We start from the raw sequence: 16,168 nt of genomic DNA on the forward strand, positions 1-16,168 counted from the left end.
CGCTGTAATTTCTCATAATTACAGCATTGCACTGCTGGACTGGTCTCTGAGCAAGAGACAAAGCCAAAGCTAATTCCAATGACAAAGTGGGAGTCTGGGGCGGGCGGTGCAGAGCGAATTTTTCCCAAAGGAGTGAGCGGATGGCGGTTGCCGGACAGCCTTTGCACGACACGGTGGCGATCCAGGTGCGTGACCTGATCTTTGCCGGCACCCTCGCCGCAGGCGAACTGCTGGATGAAAAGGCACTGTGCGACCAGCTGTCCGTCTCACGCACACCGCTGCGCGAAGCCCTCAAACTGCTGGTCTCCGAAGGGCTGCTGCGCCATGAACCCCGGCGCGGCTGCTTTGTCGAGACCGTGACCGAGCGCGATCTGGACGATATCTTTCCGGTCATTGCGCTCTTGGAGGGGCGCGCCGCCTACGAGGCCACCAAGAAACTCAGCAGCGCCGACCGCGCCGTGCTCGATGTGATGCACGAGCAGCTGACCCACTACGCCGAGGCGGGCGACATCGCGGCCTACTACCGCATGAACCACCAGATCCATGAGGCCTTCATCACCCTGGCCGACAACCGCTGGCTGGCCCAGGCCATTGCCGATCTGCGCCGCATTCTGCGCCTGGCACGGCTGCACCAGCTGCGTGCGCCCGGCCGCCTGCAGGCCAGCTTGCAGGAACACCTCGATATCTATGCCGTGATGCTGACGGGCGACGCCGATGCCGCCGAGCAGACTATGCGCAACCATTTGCTGCAGCAGCGCAAGGCCCTGCTGCGCACCACCCCCCTTTCACTGTCAAGGATTGCTTTATGACCACCGCTACCGAAACTTCGCCCGCCACTGGGGTGGACAGCGCCGCCAACAGCTGGCTGCAAAAAAGCGCGGCCTGGCTGCGCTCGGTCGGCATTCCTACCGAGCTGGGCAGCAGCAGCGCTGCCGAAGGCGAGCGCAGCACCACCGAGCGCCTCAAGGCCACCTTGCGCCGGGGCAATGAGGCGCTGTCGCCGCGCGAGCTGCGCCGCCTGCTGGCCGACCTGCAGGCCGTGGGCGCCAGCGAGGTGAGCGATGCCGAAGGCGGGCGCCTGGCCGAGCCGGTGATGCAGTGGTATGCCGCCGCCCAGCCCGAGCAGCGCCTGGACTGCTGGCGCCTGCTGTGCGAGCAGTTTGTGCCCGATGTGGCCAAGATCGGCCAGGCCCGCCAGCGATATGAGGACGCGATCGGCACCGCCAGCATGGCCGCTGCCGAGCGCCACCTGCGCAAGGCCTTGCAGACCCCGCGCATGCGCCTGTTCCAGCGCTTTGCGGTGCCCGCGCAGGGCATGCGCTTCTTGCTCGATCTGCGCGCGCAGATGCTGCCCCAGCTCAAGAGCCAGGAATGGCTGGTCGCCGTGGACGCCGATCTGGAATACCTGTTCTCGACCTGGTTTGACATCGCCTTTTTGGAGCTGCGCAGCCTCAGCTGGGATTCGCCCGCGTCCTTGCTCGAAAAACTCATCAAGTACGAAGCGGTGCATGACATCCGCAGCTGGACCGATCTGAAAAACCGCCTCGACAGTGACCGCCGCTGCTACGGCTTTTTCCACCCGCGCCTGCCCAACGAGCCGCTGATCTTTGTCGAGGTGGCCCTGGTCGACAAGATGTCGGACAGCATTGCGCCGCTGCTGGACGAGGCCGCCGCCGCAGCCGATGTGAACAAGGCCAGCACGGCGATCTTCTACTCGATCAGCAACACCCAGACCGGTTTGCGCGGCGTGAGTTTTGGCGATTCGCTGATCAAGACCGTGGTCGAGCAGCTGCTGCAGGAGTTTCCCAAGCTGCGCCAGTTCGCGACCTTGTCGCCGATACCGGGTTTTCGCAGCTGGCTGGGCAAGAACGCGGCCGAGGTCTGGGAGGGCGCCGACAAGCGCCTGCGCGCCGAGCTGGGCAAGGCACTGGACAAGGCCGAGCCGACGGTGGATGACTGGATGGCCGCGCTGGAGCAACCGGGCCAGTGGCAGGCGGGCGATGCGGCCGCCAAGCTGCTGCGGCATGCTGCTGCCCGCTACCTGGGCAAGAGCCTGGTCAAGGACAAACCGGTGGACCCGGTCGCGCGCTTTCACCTGGGCAATGGCTCGCGCGTCGAGCGCCTGAACTGGGCGGGTGATACCTCGGCCAAGGGCATCAAGCAGTCCTATGGTTTGATGGTGAACTACCTGTACGACTTGAAGCGCCTGGACAAGCACCGCAATGCGCTCGCCCAGGGCAAGATTCCGGTGTCATCGGGCATCGAGGCGCTGGCCAAGGTCTGAACCTGTTTTTGAGGATGGCAGGCCAGCATCGCGCCCCGGGCGCTGCGCTGGCCTGGAGAGAGCTGCAGGCCCCCATCAGGGCCGCAGCCTGGGTGGTAGGCATTCTTTGCTGACCACCCAGGGCCTGCGCGTTGCTGTCGGCGCGCGCAGGCGGGTGTGCGTGGATCTTTAAAAATAACCGTTAGGAGACAAGATGACCAAGAGCAATACACCTTCCCCGTCCAGAAGACGAACCCTGCTGGGCCTGGCCGCTGGCATGGCGGGCACGGCGCTGCCCGCCTGGAGCTGGGCCAACACTGCAGCAGCCAAGGACTGGCCCACCAAGCCGGTGACCTGGGTGGTGCCCTTTCCCGCAGGGGGCGGCACCGATGCCTTTGCGCGGCCGCTGTCCTCGCAGTTCTCGAAAATCTCGGGCAAGACCCTGGTGATCGACAACAAAGGCGGCGCTGGCGGCACCCTGGGCGCCAGCTTTGCTGCGCGCCAGCCCTCCGACGGCTACCATTTCTTCATGGGCGGCACCCACCATGTGATTGCGCCCTCGGTCTACCCCAAGCTCGATTACGACATCCAGAAGGACCTGGTGCCGCTGGCCCTGCTCGCCACGGTGCCGCAGGTGCTGGTGGTCAACCCCAAGCGGGTGACGGCGGCCAATATGCAGCAGCTGCTGGCCCAGCTCAAGGCCAACCCGGGCAAGATGAGCTTTGCCTCGGCCGGCGCGGGCACCAGCCACCACCTGGCTGGCGAGCTGTTCAAGATCCAGAGCCAGACCGACATTCTGCATGTGCCTTACAAGGGCGCGGGCCCGGCGCTGCAGGACCTGATTGCCGGCAATGTGGACATGCTGTTCGACGGCCTGGGCTCGTCGGCCGCGCATATCGCCGCCGGGCGCATCAAGTGCCTGATGGTCTCGGGCAGCCAGCGCAACCCATCGCTGCCCGATGTGCCCTGCGCTGCCGAAGTGGGGCTGCCCGATTACAACGTGACCACCTGGTACGGCCTCTGGGCCATCAAGGGCACCTCGCCCGAGCTGCAGGCGCGCATGTTCGAAGAGGCCAAACGCATGGGCGCGTCGGAAGAAATCAAGGCCATCTGGGCCAAGAATGGTGCGGAATATGGCAGCATGACGCAGCCGCAGTTTGCCGCCTTTGTGGCCGACGAGGTCAAGCGCTGGGCCGAGGTGGTCAAGGCCTCGGGTGCGAAGATTGAATGACAAGAGGAGCGAGATGATGGCGGGGCAGGTTCGTGTGCAATCGTGGGTGGCGGGCAAGGAGGCATCCCGCGCGCAGGCCGTGCGCGTGGTGCTGGACCATGCGGGCAAGCGCAATGCCATGTCGCGCGCCATGTGGCGCCAGCTGCGCCGCGTGTTTGAGGACCTGCAGCGCCAGCCCGGGCTGCGCTGCATCGTGCTGCAAGGCGAGGGCGAGGCCTTTTGTGCCGGTGGCGATATCTCGGAGTACGCCGGCTTTCGCTTTCAGCCAGAGAGCCTGGCCGCCTTCCACGAAGGCGAGGTCTGGCCGGCGCTCCATGCCATGCTGCAATGCGATGTGCCGCTGGTCGCTGCCATTGACGGCGCCTGCATGGGCGCGGGCGTGGAGCTGGCCAGCTGCTGCGACACCCGCCTGGCAACAGACAGAGCCCAGTTTGGCGCGCCGATTGCCAAGCTGGGCTTTCCGATGGCGCCCAAGGAGGCGGCGCTGGTGCTGAGCCAGGTGGGGCCTGCCAAGACGCGGCAGATGCTGCTGGAGGCAGCGGTCTTTGGCGCCGAGCAGATGCTGGCCTCGGGCTTTTTGAGCCAGGTGTACCCCGCTCAAGACCTGCACGCCCAGCTGGAACGCAGCGTCGCCCGCATCTGCGGCCTGGCGCCCCAGGCCGCCCGCATGACCAAGCAGCTGCTGCGTGCGCTGGCCGAAGGCGATGCCCAGGCCCCGGTGCTGCAGCAGCCCTATGCCTATGCCGATTCGGCAGAACACCGCGAAGGCATTGCCGCCTTTGTCGCCAAAAGAGCAGCCCAGTTTTGACCGTGCCTGCGCTGGCCACCGGCCAGGCCGCAGGCGCCAAGGAAACCACCAACCAAGTAGACAAACATGACCAACGACAACCTGTTCTGCGCCCTGCGCGCGGCCTTTCCTGAGGACCTCGATGCCATCGCCGTGGAGACCACCTCGGCCAGCGGTGAGCCGCTGAACTACAGCTGGCGCGACCTGGACCGCATGAGCGCGCGCATCGCCAACCTGCTCGATTCACTGAATATTCCTTCCGGCAGCCGCGTAGCGGTGCAGGTGGAAAAGTCGGTCGAAGCGATGGCGCTGTACCTGGCCACCTTGCGCGCCGGCCATGTGTTTCTGCCGCTCAACACCGCCTACCAAAGCGCCGAGATCGAGTACTTTGTCACCAATGCCGAGCCGGCCGTGGTGGTCTGCTCGCCGGCCAACTTTGGCTGGGTCTCCAAGATCGCTTTCCAGTGCGGCACGCAAAGCGTGTTTACCCTGGGCGATGACCGCAGCGGCACGCTGCTGGAGCGTGCGGTGCACTGCGCCGATGCGCACACGCCTGCGCAGAAATCTGCCGACGATATGGCTGCCATCCTCTACACCAGTGGTACCACCGGGCGCAGCAAGGGCGCGATGCTGAGCCATGGCAACCTGCTGAGCAATGCCGTGATGCTCAAGGACTACTGGGGCTGGAAAAAGGGCGATGTGCTGATCCATGCGCTGCCGATCTTCCATGTGCATGGCCTGTTTGTCGCGATCCATGCGGCCTTGCTCAATGGCAGCAAGATGGTCTGGTTTGCCAAGTTCGAGCCCAAGGCGGTGATTGCCGCGATGGCGCGGGCGACGGTCTTCATGGGCGTGCCGACCCTGTATGTGCGCCTGCTGGCCGAGCCGGGCCTGACCAAGGCGGCGGCCCAGCACATGCGTTTGTTCATCTCCGGCTCGGCGCCGTTGCTGATCGAGACCTTCCGCGACTGGCAGACCCGCACCGGCCACACGATTTTGGAGCGCTATGGCATGAGCGAGACCATCATGCTGGTCTCCAACCCCTACCAGGCCGATGCCCGCCATGGCGGCCAGGATGAGCGCCGGGGCGGCACGGTGGGCTTTCCGCTGCCGGGTGTGGGCGTGCGGGCGCAGGGCGATGACGGCCAGGCGCTGGGCGCCGATGAGATCGGCCATATCCAGGTGCAAGGCCCCAATGTGTTCAGCGGCTACTGGCGCATGCCCGAGAAGACCGCGCAGGAGTTCACGGCCGACGGCTGGTTCAAGACCGGCGACGTGGGCAAGATCGATGCGCGCGGCTATGTGACCATCGTCGGCCGCAGCAAGGACCTGATCATCTCCGGCGGCTACAACGTCTACCCGGCCGAGATCGAGGGCTTCATCAACGAACTGCCGGGCGTCGCGGAAAGCGCGCTGGTCGGCGTGCCGCACCCCGATTTTGGCGAAGTGGGCGTGGCCGTGGTCATTGCCAAGGCGGGCCAGCAGCTCGATGCCGAGGGCATCATTGCGACTTTGAAAAAGCAGCTGGCCAACTTCAAGATTCCCAAGCGCTGCTTTGTCGTGGGCGAGCTGCCACGCAACACCATGGGCAAGGTGCAAAAGAACCTGCTGCGCGACCAGTACCAGGGCCTGTTCAAGGGCTGATGCGCCCATGAAGGCGGCCTGCGCCGCCATGACAAAACCCTCGCGCTGTGGCAGCCAAGAAGCTGCCACAGGCGAGGGTTTGCTATTGGGCGGATGCGCTTAGGTGGCGATCAGCGCAGCACCAGCACCGGTATCGTCGCATGGGTCAGCACATGCTGGGTTTCGCTGCCCAGCAGCAGGCGCTTCAAGCCCCGGTAGCCGTGCGATGCCATGACGATCAGGTCGCAGTTTTCCTTTTTCGCCGTCTCCAGCAGCGCCTCGGCAATCATGTCGGACTTGATCACCAGGGTCTTGATGGGCACGCCGGTGGCAGCGCCTTCGGCCACCACCTTGTCGACAATGCCCTGGGCGGCGCGTTCCCAGCCGTCCTCGATGCGCGCAATGTCATCGGGGTTTTGCATGGTGCTGCCCTCGAAGTAGCTGCGCGGGTAGTTGGGCGAGATGTTGACGGCGGTGACCGTGGCGTGGCTCAGCTTGGCCAGCGCGAGGGCGTGGCGCACGGCCTTCTCGGACAGCTCAGAGCCATCGGTGGCAAGCAGGATATGTTGGTACATGGCAGGCTCCTTTCAGGTCAGACGTAGGGCAGGGCGACCAGGGGCCAGCCTTGCCGTGGATTCAACACAGAGCATCGCCGCTTGCGGCTTGAGCGGATGTCGGATCAGACCGCGTTTGTATCCGCTGACGCGGCGACTTGGAATAGCTGCTTAGCTTAGGCCGAGCAGGCCTGGGTGTTGATCAGGCCCTGGAGCTTGTCGGTGTCCAGAATGCGCACATGGCGCTGCTTGACCTCGATGATGTTCTCCTCGGCAAACTTGGAGAAGGTGCGGCTGACGGTCTCGAGCTTGAGGCCCAGGTAGCTGCCGATTTCCTCGCGTGTCATGCGCAGGATCAGCTCATGCTGCGAAAAGCCCCGGGCATGCAGGCGCTGCACCAGGTTCAGCAAGAAGGCGGCCAGGCGCTCTTCGGCGCGCATGCTGCCCAGCAGCAGCATGACGCCATGCTCGCGCACGATCTCGCGGCTCATGACCTTGTGCACATGGTGCTGCAAGGCGGTCACTTCGCGCGACAGGTCTTCGAGCGAGGAGTAGGGCATCACGCAGACTTCGGCGTCTTCCAGCGCAATCGCGTCGCAGGAATGGCGGTCGTTGACGATGCCGTCAAGCCCGATGATCTCGCCGGCCATCTGAAAGCCGGTGACCTGGTCGCGTCCGTCTTCGGTGGCGATGCTGGTCTTGAAAAAGCCGGTGCGAATCGCATAGAGGGAGGTGAAGGTCTCACCGTTGCGGAACAGCGCGCTGCCGCGTTTGATCTTGCGCCGGGTGGCGACGATCTCGTCGATGCGCTCCATTTGTTCGGCCGACAGTCCCACGGGCATGCACAGCTCGCGCAAATTGCAGTTGGAGCACACCACTTTGATGGAGTTGGATGTCATGTATCAATACCCGTGAACAAATATTCATGTAGGAACGGCGTTCCTCGTATGCGCCTATTGTGCGTGCAGGCGCCAAATGGGTTCTTGATGTACATCAAGGACGCGTGGCAGAGCTTGGGGCACATTGGGGGTCCGCTAGGAAGAAGCCACATGATTTCCCTGACCCCCGACCTGCTGCGCCGTTTTGATGTTCCCGGCCCCCGTTACACCTCGTATCCTACCGCAGACCGATTTGTTGAAGCCTTTGCTGCGAATGAGTACAAGCAGGCGCTGGCGCAACGCGGCACCGGCCTGGCTGGCAGGCTCGCTCCGCTGTCCTTGTATGTGCATGTGCCGTTCTGCGCCTCGCTGTGCTACTACTGTGCCTGCAACAAGATCATCACCAAGCATGCCGAGCGGGCCGACGAGTACCTGGACTACCTCGAGCGCGAGCTGGACCTGCAGCTGGCCCATGTCAGCGCCCGTCCCACCATCAGCCAGCTGCACCTGGGCGGCGGCTCGCCCACGTTCTTGACCGATGCCGGCCTCAGCCGCCTGATGGACATGGTCAAGCAGCGTTTTCATCTGCAGCCCGGTGGCGAGTACTCGATCGAGGTGGACCCGCGCACCGTGAGCCGCGAGCGCCTGCAGCATCTCTACCAGCTGGGCTTTAACCGGCTGAGCTTTGGCGTGCAGGATTTTGACCCGCTGGTGCAAAAGGCCGTGCACCGCGAGCAGCCCGCCGACCAGGTGTTTGCCTTGGTCGAGCAGGCGCGTGAGATCGGCTTTGAATCTATCAATATCGATCTGATCTATGGTCTACCCCAGCAAAGCCCGGCCAGCTTTGTGCGCACGATGGAGCAGGTCAATGCGCTGCGGCCCGACCGCATTGCGCTCTACGCCTATGCGCACCTGCCCGAGCGCTTCAAGCCCCAGCGCCGCATCCAGGCGCAGGACCTGCCCAGCCCGGCCGACAAGCTGGCCATGCTGGCCCAGGCCCTGGCCGCGCTGGAAGGCGCCGGTTATGTGTATGTGGGCATGGACCATTTCGCCTTGCCCGACGATGCCTTGGCGGTGGCCAAGCGCCAAGGGCGCCTGCACCGCAACTTTCAGGGCTACAGCACCCAGCCCGATTGCGATCTGCTGGCGCTGGGCGTGTCGGCCATCGGCCGCATTGGCGCGACCTACAGCCAGAATGCCAAGACCCTGGAGGAGTACTACGACCTGATCGACCAGGGTCAGATCCCCGTGGTGCGGGGCCTGGCATTGACGCGCGATGACCTGCTGCGCCGCGCGGTGATCATGGGCCTGATGTGCCAGGGGAGCCTGGCGATTGAATCGCTGGAGCAGGCCTGGCTGATTGATTTTGCGCAGTACTTTGCCGCCGAGCTGGCCCAGCTGCGCGAGCTGCAGGAGCAAGGCCTGGTGCAGCTGAGCGACGAGGCGATCAATGTGACCGAGCTGGGTTGGTACTTTGTGCGCGGCGTGGCCATGGTGTTCGACAAGAACCTGCAGGCCGACCGCAACCGGGCGCGCTTCTCGCGGATTATCTAGCCCGCTCTGGCAAGTCTCAGCCCTGCCAGGCCGCCAGGCTCTTGTAGAGCATGTACGCGGCCAGGCACAGCAAGATGCCGCCAAAGATCTTCTTGAGCTGGCCCACCGGCAGCCGGTGCGCGGCACGGGCGCCCAGCGGCGCCGTCAGCACGCTGCAGGTGGCAATGGCGGCCAGGCCGGGCAGCCAGATATAGCCCAGCGAATGCGGTGGCAGGCCCTGCAGGTGCAGGCCAGCCACCATGAAGCCGATGACATTGGTGACCGCAATTGGAAAACCCAGTGCCGAGCTGGTGGCCACCGCGTTGTGCATCGGCACGCTGCACCAGGTCATGAAAGGCACGCTGATGAAGGCGCCACCGGCGCCCACCAGGCCCGAGAGGCAGCCGATCACGCCGCCAGCGGCCACCTGGCCGGCCGTGCCCGGCATGGCGCGCATGGCCTTGCTGTTGGGCTTGCGGAACATGCGCAGTGCCGAGTAACCAATGAACAGGCCAAAAAACAAACCCAGGTAGCTGCCCTTGAGCACCGCAAAAATGCCCAGGCTGGCCAGCAGGCCGCCCAGCACAATGCCCGGGGCCAGGCGTTTGACAAGGTCCCAGCGCACGGCGCCATGCTGGTGGTGGGCGCGCACGCTGGACATCGAGGTGAAGACGATGGTCGCCATCGAGGTGGCAATCGCCATCTTGATCGCCAGCTCCGGCGCCACGCCCTGGGTGCCCAGGATGTAGGTGATAAAGGGCACCAGCACCATGCCGCCGCCAATGCCCAGCAGGCCCGCCAGAAATCCGCCGATCAGGCCCAGAAACGACAGCGGCAGCAAAACAAGAGGATCAGTCATGGCGCGCAGTAAAAAGGCCACCTGAAACAGGTGGCCTGAAACCCCGCTGTCGCGGAGAGGAGAAGACAGGTTGGGCAGCCTGCCCGAAAAAATCAGGTGTTCGCAGCGGATCCACTGGACCGTCATCCTGAACCGGGGGTTCAGGTGGGCAAGGGCAACCTATCGTTGGGTTCATCTGACGCGAGACGATCACGCTCAATAGGTGATGTACCAAGCCCGTGCTCGTAGAGCATTGGTTCAAGGAACTATAAAGTCCAGCAGGGCTGCGAACGCCTCCATTGTAATCGCTCGCGCCTGCTGCACCCACCAAAACTGCATGCCAATGTGCCTGGATTGGTCAAAAAAGATAGCTGGCTAGCTATATTGAGTAATGGAAAAGGTGGTATTTTGTGCGGAGGCATTGCATGGGGCGGCAATCTGGTGTTGGCGCCAGCTTGCCGCCAGGCCTCAGGCGCTGGTGTCCAGGGTTTCGGCAGCCTTGGCAGGGGCGGGCGCCAGTGCGGCGTCCAGCCTTTGCATGACAGACTGCAGGCGGGGTTCGTCCCAGTCGAGGCTGGCCTGGCCGCCGGCAGCGGGCTGGGCTTGGGCCTCGGCCATCGCGGCAGACTGGGCAGCGGCCTGTGCCTGCAACGCGTCCGCCGTCTGGCTGAGCTGGCTGTTCTGCACCTGCAAATCCAGCAGATCAAAGGCGACATTGAGGGCAGCCAGCACGGCGATGCGCTCGCGGCCACGGATCTTGCCCGCGTCGCGGATACCGCTCATGGCCTCATCGACATGCTTGACGGCGGCCAGCAGACGTGCTTCCTGGCCTTCGGGGCAGCCCAGCATATAGCTTTGCTGCATGATGTGTACTTCCAGCTGTTTCATCATTCGTCCTGGTCAAAGGTCTTGGGCAGGCGTTCGATCAGTGCATCCACGCGGGCGCGGGCCGCTGTCAGGCGCGATTGGAGGGAGTCGCGCTCCTGGGTCAGGGTGGTGACTTGCTCTTGCAATTGGGCGTGGGCGCGTTGCAAAGCCTCATGACGGCTCAGCAGTGCCTCCACCCGCTCAAGCATCAGATCCATAGAAGGCGTAGTGGCCATAGAGAGACAGTCTTCTTAAGTGCGCAATGGGTTTAACGCTAAAATTGTACCCGTTGGTGCTCGCCCCAGTGGTTCACATGGGGGCAGTTCAACGGGAAGCAGGAGCGCTGCTTGTGCCCTACAAGCCTTACGCAACCTGCGCTGCCCCCGCAACGGTAAGCGATGGTTGGCTTTTGCGCCATCCACAGCCACCACTATGCCACTGAATACCTTGAACAAGTGTTTGGGAAGGCGTGTGCTGTGTCATCGCCAGCCCGGATACCGGCCAACAATAGTGGAGGCGCGCGGCTGAGGCCTTGCTGCGGCCTCCGTGTTCCCCATTGCCGGCGGGGAGGCTGGCGCGGGGTGGTTCATCACCAACTCAGTGCATGTTTTCCTCTGCTTTTTCGACACGCCGCTGCGCGCGTCCCGCGCTTGCGCCCCGCTCGGGCACCCTCCATTCCCCCCGTTTTTTGGCCTTGGCCATCGCATCGGCGTTGCCCCTGTTGGCGCTGCCAGCACAGGCGCAGCAGGCTCCAGCCGCCCAGGAAACAGAGGGTAAAAACCTGCAAGAGATGGTGGTGACCGCCAACCGCATCGAGCAGCCGCTCTCCGATCTGGTGGCCGATATGTCCATCATTGATGCGCAGACCATCGAGCGCCAGGGCCCGGGCAGCGTGGCCGATGTGCTCGCGCGCGTTCCGGGCATCCAGATTTCGCGCAACGGCGGGCCGGGCACGACGACCAGCGTGTTCATGCGCGGCGCCGATTCACGCTTTACCGCGGTCTATGTCGACGGCGTGCGCATGGATTCGCAATCGACCGGCGGCGCCTCCTGGCAGTCGATTCCGCTGGCGCTGATCGACCGCATCGAAGTGCTGCGTGGCCCGGCCGCTGCCGTCTACGGCTCGGACGCGATGGGCGGCGTGGTGCAGATCTTCACCAAGAAGGGTGAGGGCGGCGTGCCCCAGCCCTATGTGGGCCTGGGCTTTGGCAACCGGGGCACGTTCACGGCCGAGGCAGGTATCTCCGGCAGCGCCGAGGGCTGGGATTACGCGCTGGGCCTGAACCGCTCGCAGACCGATGGCTTCAATGCCCGTACGGTCGCCACCGCCAACCCGGACAAGGACGACTACCGCAGCAATGCGGTCAGCGGCCGCCTGGGCTACCAGATCAATCGCCAGCACCGGCTGGAGGCCACCTTGCTGGCCAGCGATGTGAACTCGGGCTATGACAGCAGCCTGTCCGAGGACGACCGCAGCCTCAACAAGATGTATGCGCTGGGCCTGAACTGGCAGGCGCAGTGGACCGAGCACTACAGCACCAAGCTGCAGTTCAGCCAGTCGCGCGACTACTACGAGACCCGGCCCTCGCCCTACCAGACGGACACGCGCCTGCACAATTACCTGTTCCAAAATACATGGCGCCTGGGCGTCCACACCTTGACGGCCGCGCTGGAGCGGCGTGACGACGCACTGACCAATGGCGGCGTTGACCGCGACCGCCACCAGAATGCGCTGGCGCTGGGCTATGGCCTGAACACCGGCCCGCACACGGTGCAGCTGAACCTGCGCCGCGATGACGACAGCGAGTTTGGCGGTAAGACCACTGGCAGCGCCGCCTATGGCTATACCTTTGCAACGAACTGGCGCGCCACCGCGACCGTGGGCACGGCTTTTCGCGCGCCCACGCTCTACCAGCGCTTTAGCGAATACGGCGACGCATCGCTGCAGCCCGAGAAAAGCCGCAATGCCGAGCTGGGCCTGCGCTGGGCGCAGGGTGCCGACAGCTTCTCGGCCACGGCCTACCGCAACCGGGTCACCAACCTGATCAACTTCTCGTCGCCCGGCAGTTGCGACAGCGAATTTGGCTGCTATGCCAACGTGGGCAAGGCACGCCTGGAAGGCATTACCCTGGCGGCCACGACCAAGCTGGGCGCCTTCAACCTGCACGGCTCGGTCGACTTCCAGAACCCGCGCGATACCGAAAACGACAAGCTGCTGGCGCGCCGCGCCAAGCGCTATGCCACCCTGGGCGCCGAGACCCGTGCCGCCGGTTGGACCTGGGCTGCCGATCTGCAGACCAGCGCCAAGCGCTTTGACAATGCCGCCAACACCAATGTGCTGGGCGGCTACACCTTGTTCAACCTGTCGGCGCAGACCGAGATCGTCAAGGATGTGAACCTGATCGCCCGGATCAACAACCTGACCGACAAGCGCTACCAGACCGCACGCACCTATGCCACCGAAGGGCGCAGCGTGTATGTGGGTGTGAAGTGGATGCCGCGCTGAGCGCAGAGGGGATAAGCCAGCCATGACAGAGACGAAGGTTCAGGACCGCCCAACAGCCGCTTGCGTGGCCCTGCTGATTGCGGCGCCCGCATCCGGCCAGGGCAAGACCACGGTGACGGCAGCCTTGGCGCGCCTGCATGCCCGCCAGGGCCGGCGGGTGCAGGTGTTCAAATGCGGCCCGGATTTTCTCGATCCGCAGTGGCTGCGCCTGGCCAGCGGCCAGCCGGTGCATGCGCTGGACCGCTGGATGAACGGCGAAGCCGATGTGCGCGCACGCCTGTTCCAGGCCGCGCAAAGCAACGATATGCTGCTGATCGAAGGCGTGATGGGCCTGTTCGACGGTGCCAACAGCGCGGCCGAGCTGGCCAAGTCGCTGGGCATCTCCGCCGTGGTGGTGGTGGATGCATCGGCCATGGCCGCCACCTTTGGCGCCATTGCCCATGGCCTGCAGCACTATGACCCGGGTCTGCAGCTGGCCGGCGTGCTGGCCAACCGCGTGGCCACCGCCCACCATGGTGAGATGCTGCGCAGCGGCCTGCGCGATGCGGCACTGTGGCTGGGCGCGATGAACCAGGTGAGCCTCGATGCTGCGAAACCGCGCGCCAACCTGCTGCCCGAGCGCCATCTGGGCCTGGTGGCAGCCCATGAACTGCACGACGCTGCCGAGCGCCTGGATGCCGCCGCCGATGTGCTGGCGCAAACGCCGCTGGGCCAGCTGAGCTGGCAGGAGTGGCAGCAGCGCTGGACGGTGGCCTTTACCGCGCCTGCTGCTGCCGCCCCGGTGCCCGCCTGGCTGGCCGGGCGGCGCATTGCCGTCGCCCGCGATGCCGCTTTCAGCTTTATCTACACCGCCAATCTGGAATGCCTGCAGGCCATGGGTGCCGAGCTGGCCTTTTTCTCGCCGATTGCCGGCGACCGCCTGCCCGCCTGCGATGCGCTGTGGCTGCCGGGTGGCTACCCGGAGCTGCATCTGCCGGCGCTCAAGGCCAATGCCGGCCTGCAGCTCGATCTGCAGGCGCACCTGGAACAGCGCAAGCTCGTCTGGGCCGAATGCGGCGGCATGGTGGCACTGGCCGAGGGCCTGACCGACCTGGACAGCCGCTGGCACAGCTTGTGGGGCTTGCTGCCAGCGCAGGCCGTCATGCAGCAGCGCCTGGCGGGTCTGGGCATGCAGCAGCTGCTGACGCCCTGGGGCATGCTGCGCGGCCATACCTTTCACTACTCCAAGCTGCAGAGCGAGGCCCTGGAAGTGGCACGCAGCAGCCGCCCGGGCCAGGCGGCCGACAGCGGCAAGGGCGAAGCCGTCTACCAGCAGGGCAGCATCCATGCGAGCTATTTCCATGCCTGGTTCCCCTCGTGCCCGCAGGCGGTGGCCGCCTTGCTGGGGGTGGACATGCCGGTGGTCGATCCGCAGGCCTGGCATACCGAGGCACTGAACGCCTAAGATGCGCGGCATGGATGACTCTCTTTTCCACGTTGATGGCGCGCCGCTGAAATTGCTGCTGCTGGGCGGGCAGAAATCGGGCAAATCGCGCCAGGCCGAGCTGCTGGCGCGTGCCTGGCTGCAGGCCGGTGCCGGTCGCAGCGCCAGCCTGGTCGCCACCGGCACCGCGTATGACGCCGAGATGCAGCAGCGCATTGCGCGCCACCAGCGAGACCGCCGCGCCCGCGTGCCGCAACTGGCCACCGTGGAGGCGCCGCGCGACGTGGCCCAGCAGCTGCTGGCGAGCAGCCGGCCCGAACACCTGCTGGTGGTCGACTGCCTGACCCTGTGGCTCACCAACTGGTTGATGCCGATGGAGCCCTCACCGCTTGAGCCTGCGCAGACCTGGCAGGCCCAGTGCGATGCCTTTATCGCAGCCCTGCAGTCCGCCACTGGCCCCATCATTCTGGTCAGCAATGAGATTGGCCTGGGCGTTATTCCTATGGGCCGTGAGGTGCGCGCCTTTGTCGATGCGCTGGGTCTGCTGAACCAGCAAGCGGCAGCGGCCTGCAACCGCGTACAACTGATGGCGGCGGGCTTGCCGCTGCAGATGAAATGATGGCTTTGTTGATGGCTCCCCCATCCTTTCTGCGGAAAACGCTGGCCTGGGTAGCGCTGATGCTCGCATTGCCGATGGCCCAAGCGGCACCGTCTGCCAGTGTGGATGAACTGCGCCTGCAACCCTTTGCCAACGCGCCGGTCTGGAAGGACCAGGACCTGGTCAGGCCCGCGGCCATCGTCGATGACCGGGGCCGCAAGGTCCAGTTGGCGCAAGCGCCGCAGCGCATCGTGAGCCTCTTGCCATCGCTGACCGAGAGCACCTGCGCGCTCGGTTTGTGCGAACGCCTGGTGGGGGTGGACCGCTATTCGGACTGGCCTGCCTCGGTCAAGAAGCTGCCGGTGGTAGGCGGCGGGCTGGACCCGAGCGTGGAATCGGTCGTGGCGCTCAAGCCCGATGTGGTGCTGCTGTCCGATGCCTCCAAGGCGGCGGAACGCTTGCAGGCGCTGGGCCTGAAGGTGGTGGCGCTCGATGTGAAGTCCAAGGCCGATATCCACCGCGTGCTGGGCACCCTGGGCCAGCTCTTGGGCGTGCCCCAGGCGCAGGGCGCTGACCGGGTCTGGCGCGCGCTGGAGTCGGGCATTGATGCGGTGGTGCGCGGGCTGCCCGAGCGCACGCGCCATACCCGGGTCTACTTTGAGGTGAGCCGCGGCCCTTATGCGGCCGGCCCCCAGTCCTTTATTGGCGAGACCCTGACCCAGCTGGGCGTGGACAATGTGGTGCCCGCTGAGCTGGGCCCGTTTCCCCGGTTGAGCCCCGAGTTTTTGCTGCGCGCCCAGCCCGATGTGATCATGCTGGGCAACCGCAGCATGCAGGCTGCTACCAGCTACCCGGGCTGGAACAACCTCCAGGCCGTCAAGGCGGGCAGGGTCTGCGTGTTCAGCGATGAAGAGTCGTATGCGATCGTGCGCCCGGGGCCGCGCATGGCCCAGGCCGCCGCGCTGATGGCGCGCTGCCTGGCCGACAAGGCGCCAGGCAAGGCCGCGGTGGCGCGCTGATGGCCGCTTTGCACAGCTCTGCACCCGCATCCGCAGCGCAGCGCGAGG

General features: G+C 65.0%; 15 protein-coding genes and 1 riboswitch. Of the genes, 10 read left to right on the forward strand and 5 right to left on the reverse strand.

Annotated elements, in window-relative coordinates; translation table 11 throughout:
• Window positions 1-140 precede the first annotated feature (140 nt).
• From WH265_RS13355 to WH265_RS13375, 5 genes are all read left to right on the forward strand, one after another.
• Window positions 141-809, forward strand: a complete 669-nt coding sequence (locus WH265_RS13355; protein WP_021027073.1) for a GntR family transcriptional regulator — start codon at window positions 141-143, stop codon at window positions 807-809.
• A complete protein-coding gene (locus WH265_RS13360) occupies window positions 806-2,284 on the forward strand; it encodes a malonyl-CoA decarboxylase (protein WP_339558599.1) in 1,479 nt (492 codons plus the stop codon). Before WH265_RS13355 ends, WH265_RS13360 begins: the two co-directional genes overlap by 4 nt.
• A gap of 193 nt (window positions 2,285-2,477) precedes the next feature.
• Window positions 2,478-3,494, forward strand: a complete 1,017-nt coding sequence (locus WH265_RS13365; protein ID WP_445228527.1) for a Bug family tripartite tricarboxylate transporter substrate binding protein — start codon at window positions 2,478-2,480, stop codon at window positions 3,492-3,494.
• Window positions 3,495-3,510: 16 nt separating this feature from the next.
• A complete protein-coding gene (locus tag WH265_RS13370; RefSeq protein WP_339558600.1) occupies window positions 3,511-4,302 on the forward strand; it encodes an enoyl-CoA hydratase/isomerase family protein in 792 nt (263 codons plus the stop codon).
• 66 nt (window positions 4,303-4,368) lie between these two features.
• The gene (locus WH265_RS13375; protein WP_339558601.1) at window positions 4,369-5,925 is read left to right on the forward strand and encodes a malonate--CoA ligase; all 1,557 of its coding nucleotides are present in this window, start codon (window positions 4,369-4,371) and stop codon (window positions 5,923-5,925) included.
• Window positions 5,926-6,035: 110 nt separating this feature from the next.
• On the opposite strand, the gene WH265_RS13380 is transcribed toward WH265_RS13375, so the two are convergent.
• Window positions 6,036-6,479 (reverse strand): universal stress protein, encoded by a 444-nt coding sequence (locus tag WH265_RS13380; RefSeq protein WP_021027068.1) that lies wholly within the window; start codon window positions 6,477-6,479, stop codon window positions 6,036-6,038.
• 155 nt (window positions 6,480-6,634) lie between these two features.
• A complete protein-coding gene (gene fnr / locus WH265_RS13385) occupies window positions 6,635-7,357 on the reverse strand; it encodes a fumarate/nitrate reduction transcriptional regulator Fnr (RefSeq protein WP_021027067.1) in 723 nt (240 codons plus the stop codon).
• Window positions 7,358-7,507: 150 nt separating this feature from the next.
• On the opposite strand from fnr, the gene hemN reads away from it, so the two are divergent.
• Window positions 7,508-8,890, forward strand: a complete 1,383-nt coding sequence (hemN, locus tag WH265_RS13390; protein ID WP_339558602.1) for an oxygen-independent coproporphyrinogen III oxidase — start codon at window positions 7,508-7,510, stop codon at window positions 8,888-8,890.
• Between the two features lie 16 nt (window positions 8,891-8,906).
• Here the strand turns inward: hemN and WH265_RS13395 are convergent, their stop codons facing one another.
• The 3 genes from WH265_RS13395 to WH265_RS13405 form a co-directional block, all read right to left on the reverse strand.
• Window positions 8,907-9,728 (reverse strand): sulfite exporter TauE/SafE family protein, encoded by an 822-nt coding sequence (locus WH265_RS13395; RefSeq protein WP_339558603.1) that lies wholly within the window; start codon window positions 9,726-9,728, stop codon window positions 8,907-8,909.
• A gap of 447 nt (window positions 9,729-10,175) precedes the next feature.
• Complete coding sequence (locus WH265_RS13400) at window positions 10,176-10,595, reverse strand: cell division protein ZapA (protein ID WP_339558604.1); 420 nt, start codon at window positions 10,593-10,595, stop codon at window positions 10,176-10,178.
• Window positions 10,595-10,810, reverse strand: coding sequence for a hypothetical protein (locus WH265_RS13405; RefSeq protein ID WP_021027064.1), 216 nt, complete (start codon window positions 10,808-10,810; stop codon window positions 10,595-10,597). The genes WH265_RS13400 and WH265_RS13405 overlap by 1 nt, the downstream gene beginning before the upstream one ends.
• 39 nt (window positions 10,811-10,849) lie before the next feature.
• Window positions 10,850-11,094, forward strand: a riboswitch (cobalamin riboswitch).
• Window positions 11,095-11,178: 84 nt separating this feature from the next.
• Between WH265_RS13405 and WH265_RS13410 the strand changes: the two genes are divergently transcribed.
• The 4 genes from WH265_RS13410 to WH265_RS13425 are packed head-to-tail and all read left to right on the forward strand — an operon-like array spanning window position 11,179 to window position 16,120.
• Window positions 11,179-13,080, forward strand: coding sequence for a TonB-dependent receptor domain-containing protein (locus WH265_RS13410; RefSeq protein WP_445228528.1), 1,902 nt, complete (start codon window positions 11,179-11,181; stop codon window positions 13,078-13,080).
• A gap of 22 nt (window positions 13,081-13,102) precedes the next feature.
• Window positions 13,103-14,524, forward strand: a complete 1,422-nt coding sequence (locus tag WH265_RS13415) for a cobyrinate a,c-diamide synthase (RefSeq protein ID WP_339558605.1) — start codon at window positions 13,103-13,105, stop codon at window positions 14,522-14,524.
• Window positions 14,525-14,534: 10 nt separating this feature from the next.
• Entirely contained in the window at window positions 14,535-15,122 is a 588-nt protein-coding gene (locus WH265_RS13420) for a bifunctional adenosylcobinamide kinase/adenosylcobinamide-phosphate guanylyltransferase (protein WP_339558606.1), read from the forward strand.
• Window positions 15,123-15,133: 11 nt separating this feature from the next.
• Complete coding sequence (locus WH265_RS13425; RefSeq protein WP_339558607.1) at window positions 15,134-16,120, forward strand: ABC transporter substrate-binding protein; 987 nt, start codon at window positions 15,134-15,136, stop codon at window positions 16,118-16,120.
• The last annotated feature ends 48 nt before the right edge of the window (window positions 16,121-16,168 follow it).

Source organism: Comamonas sp. MYb396, assembly GCF_037479555.1.
Classification (GTDB): Bacteria; Pseudomonadota; Gammaproteobacteria; order Burkholderiales; family Burkholderiaceae_C; genus Comamonas.